Raw genomic sequence first — 3,445 nt, 5'->3', positions numbered from 1 at the left:
TGCATGCTTTGTGCTTTGCTGTGCTTCCGCCTGTGCGGGGACTGCGTTGATACTGCTTTCCAAGAACAGGCGTATCGTCAAAATTGAGCCAATTGCGGTTGGCTAAACCAGCAACGAAGTCCCGTCCTCGTTGTTCACGTCACCTATCAGATATTCGACGCGAGTTGAGGGGCGACCAGTCCGGTACTGTCGCGAAACCGTGGTTCTTTTGGCTGAAGTGATTGTCTCCGCCCGACGTTGTCGCGGACAAGTTAAGCGGTGTGAAGCAATGCTATTTGTTGTTGCAGACAGAGGAGCAGCGGATGGCGAACCCGTGCGCGCAGAGTTCGGCATATACACGCGGCGCACCAGAAGCTGCCCTGTTCGGTGAGTAGCAGCTCACGCTGCCCGCACTACCGTGCGCACCACGCAGACTTCGCCGGCAGGTCGCCAGGTCGCGCGCATCGACGAGCCAGCCTGCCAGGCCGCGCTGCTCGAGTACCTCGTAGACGGGGATCCAGCACACCCCGGTGGATTCCAGCGCCACGGTGTCGACGCCGCAGGCAAGCAGCCAGTCGGCCATCGCGTGCAGTCTCTGACAGCATGTCCGAAGTCGTATGGGGTCAACACGCAAACGACGGGCGCTTTCTCGATGAGAGAAGAATAGGTTTTGCCGAAGGGCGAATCTACCCTACGATTGGATATGCCGATACCGCGTTAGCGTTGCCTGCTTATACGAACGTATAACCGCGGTCAGATGCGGTGCTTCGGTGGGAGATTGAAGGCGGCGGAGGTTTCGGCTGAGAGTCTGATTGTCGAAGTCGGAAACCAGCAATCAACGAACCATCCACCATGAGCAAATTTCGGAAAAGAGAAGTCGCCGGTCTATCGGCAGCGGATCAGGGTCTGTTTCATGGAGCATGCGATTCGTTTTGTCGACGCAGTTCATACTGCACCGCCTTGTTGCGGCAGAACCGCTTATACCCCCGTATAAGCAAGTTATTCTAACGCGGCGTTGGCTTATCCCAACGTAGAGTAGATTCGCGCTTCGGAAAAACCTACTCTTCTCGCGACAAAGGACCACTTGGCGGAACGGCGGCGCATATCGCGGGTACTGCGGCGGCAGTCCAGTCGGCGACTTCATCTAGCCAAGCGACTACCTGACAGCGACGGAAGGGGTTCCCACAGGATTGGAGACAAATGAAGAACGGTAGATATCGCTATGTCGTCGCCTTGCTGCTGTTCGTCGCGGGCGCCATCAATTACATGGACCGCGCGGCACTCGACGTCGTCTCACCGATCATCAACCCACCATCCACGAGCTCGTGATCGGGATTTTTTATCAGACGGTGGGCTCACTTTCGATTATTGCTTATGAATATTGGCCTTCTACATTCGCTTCATTAGATGGATAACATGCGTAGCAAGGAGTCGCAATGAGCAGACCAATAGATTCGGCGGCAGCGTACGCCCAGCCGAAGACGTCAGTGCGCTGGAAAATCTTTCTGGTCATGCTGCTGCTCGTGACGGTGAACTATATCGACCGTGCCTCCCTATCGGTCGCGATGCCGCTGCTCACGAAGGAATTTTCGCTGTCGCCCGTGATGCAGGGCTTTATTCTCAGTTCGTTCTTCTGGTCGTACACGTTGATGCAGATCCCGGGCGGCCAACTCGTCGATCGCTTCAAACCGCGTGCCGTCCTTGCGCTTTGTACGCTGTTCTGGGGCGGCTTTCAGGCGCTGGCGGCCATTGCGACCAGCTCGGCGGGTCTGCTGATGACACGGATCGGTCTCGGCGTTGCCGAGGCCCCCGTTGCGTCGGCCGGCGGCGCGCTCAACGCCGCATGGCTTACGCAACACGAGCGTGTACGCGGCGCTTCGCTGATGGACGGCGGCTCGCCGCTCGGTGCGGCATTTGGTTCGGTACTGATCGCATGGCTGATTCTGGTCATGCACTCGTGGCGCTCCGCGTTCGCGATTGCCGGTATCGGCACGATCCTCTGCGGCATGGTTGCATGGCGGTATATCAGGAATCAGCCGCGCGAGCATGCGGGCGTCAACGAGGCGGAAGCGGTCCATATTGAGCGAGCTCAGACGCTGGAGCATGCCAAGGAGGCCACGGACCTGTCAGGCCGATCGATTGATTTCTTGAGGTTCCGGTCGGTGTGGCTGATGTTTTTCGGCTTCATGTGCTGCACGACACTTTACTACGGGCTCCTTACCTGGATGCCGACTTATCTGCACAAGGTCCATGGTTTCGACCTGCAGCAAATGGGCAATGCGAGCTTCCTGATATTTATGTGCGGCTTCGTCGGCGAAGTGGTGGGCGGCTTTATCGCCGATAAATGGCTTGCGAGCGGTGCAGCGCCCAACCTGGTGATGCGTGTCATGTTCGGCATTGCCGGGGTGGTGGCCACGATCTCAGTGTTTTGCGTGGCCTATGCGACGAATCCAAGGATGGTTGTCATCCTGCTGTCGGCGACCTTGTTCTTCCTGCGCTGGGGCGGGCTGTACTGGTCGATTCCCGCGATGCTCGCTACGCGCAATAAAGTCGGCGCGCTCGGCGGCTTGCTGAATTTCGGCGGAAACCTCGGCGGGATGGCGATTCCGATCGTGGTCGGCGCAATCGTTCAATACACCGGCTCGTATTTCCTCGCGCTGATGTGCTTCGCCGCGATGGGGGTGGGTCTCCTGGTGTGTTCGATTGGCATTGACTACGAACGCAAGATTCCGGTGTGAGTGCGGATTTCGCACTCCATCAATTCAACAGGAAGTGCAGGCAATGGCACTCAAGTCCATCGAAGACACTATCGGTCAGACCGTTCGGCGGTATATCAGTCGCATTCAGCAAGGCAATCAAACATCAGGGACAGCCTCCGGAGACGATCACGCTCAATGAAGGCCGATGGCCTGCTGCCTGAGGAGACGACGATCCGGCCCAGAACGAATGTGATGCTCGGCTTCAAACGGTTCAGGAATACTGCGGCCAGGATTTCAGGCATCGAATTGATGCATCGCGTTCGCAAGGGGCAGTTCAACTTCTCCACGTTCCAGGCTCAAGGATACCGCTGCGCCCGCTGTCTGGAATGCCGTCCTGTTCAATCGATAAGGCATCCCTATCTATAGGAAGCATCTCTGTCCGACAAGCCATTTGCACCGGAACCCGCGCATTTTCCTTTCAAGAACCACAATCGGGAATGAAAGCAATATGTGTACTTCAACACAGGTCTCATCGACGCTGAGCGCCGTGCTTGACTCGGCGCACGTCGACGACCTCAGGGTCGCATTATTCGGCCCGTTTCGCCTGCTTGCTGCGGAACGACTTCTTTATCAGGGAGAGGTTGCTCTTCGATTGGGCAGTCGCGCGCTCGATATCCTGATCGTGCTGGTCGAACGTGCGGGCGAAGTCGTCAGCAAGCGTGACCTGATAGCGCGCGTCTGGCCGGACGTCGTCGTTGACGAGAGTA

General features: G+C 57.4%; 4 protein-coding genes and 1 pseudogene. 3 read left to right on the top strand and 2 right to left on the bottom strand.

The annotated features are described in order from the left end of the window. Positions 1–430: 430 nt before the first annotated feature. Positions 431–571, bottom strand: a pseudogene (locus tag QOC89_RS00435) (IS110 family transposase); the annotation flags it as partial. Between the two features lie 608 nt (positions 572–1,179). On the opposite strand from QOC89_RS00435, the gene QOC89_RS00430 reads away from it, so the two are divergent. The 3 genes from QOC89_RS00430 (at position 1,180) to QOC89_RS00420 (ending at position 3,104) form a co-directional block, all read left to right on the top strand. Then, positions 1,180–1,308 carry a hypothetical protein gene (locus QOC89_RS00430; protein ID WP_323043214.1) on the top strand — a complete coding sequence of 43 codons (129 nt, stop codon included), beginning with the start codon at positions 1,180–1,182 and terminating at the stop codon, positions 1,306–1,308. A gap of 107 nt (positions 1,309–1,415) precedes the next feature. Further along, complete coding sequence (locus QOC89_RS00425) at positions 1,416–2,717, top strand: MFS transporter (RefSeq protein ID WP_323043213.1); 1,302 nt, start codon at positions 1,416–1,418, stop codon at positions 2,715–2,717. A 156-nt stretch (positions 2,718–2,873) separates the two neighbouring features. Then, positions 2,874–3,104: a hypothetical protein gene (locus QOC89_RS00420; RefSeq protein WP_323043212.1), complete on the top strand. Its 231-nt coding sequence runs from the start codon at positions 2,874–2,876 to the stop codon at positions 3,102–3,104. 160 nt (positions 3,105–3,264) lie between these two features. Here the strand turns inward: QOC89_RS00420 and QOC89_RS00415 are convergent. Then, on the bottom strand, positions 3,265–3,445 hold a 181-nt coding region (locus QOC89_RS00415), incomplete at its 5' end, for a hypothetical protein (RefSeq protein ID WP_323043211.1).

The sequence above is a fragment of the Paraburkholderia sp. genome (assembly GCF_034668105.1).
In the GTDB taxonomy this organism is placed as follows: Bacteria; Pseudomonadota; Gammaproteobacteria; order Burkholderiales; family Burkholderiaceae; genus Paraburkholderia.
The sequence above is the reverse complement of the archived record's forward strand: the minus strand, read 5'-3'. Positions and strand labels throughout refer to the sequence as shown.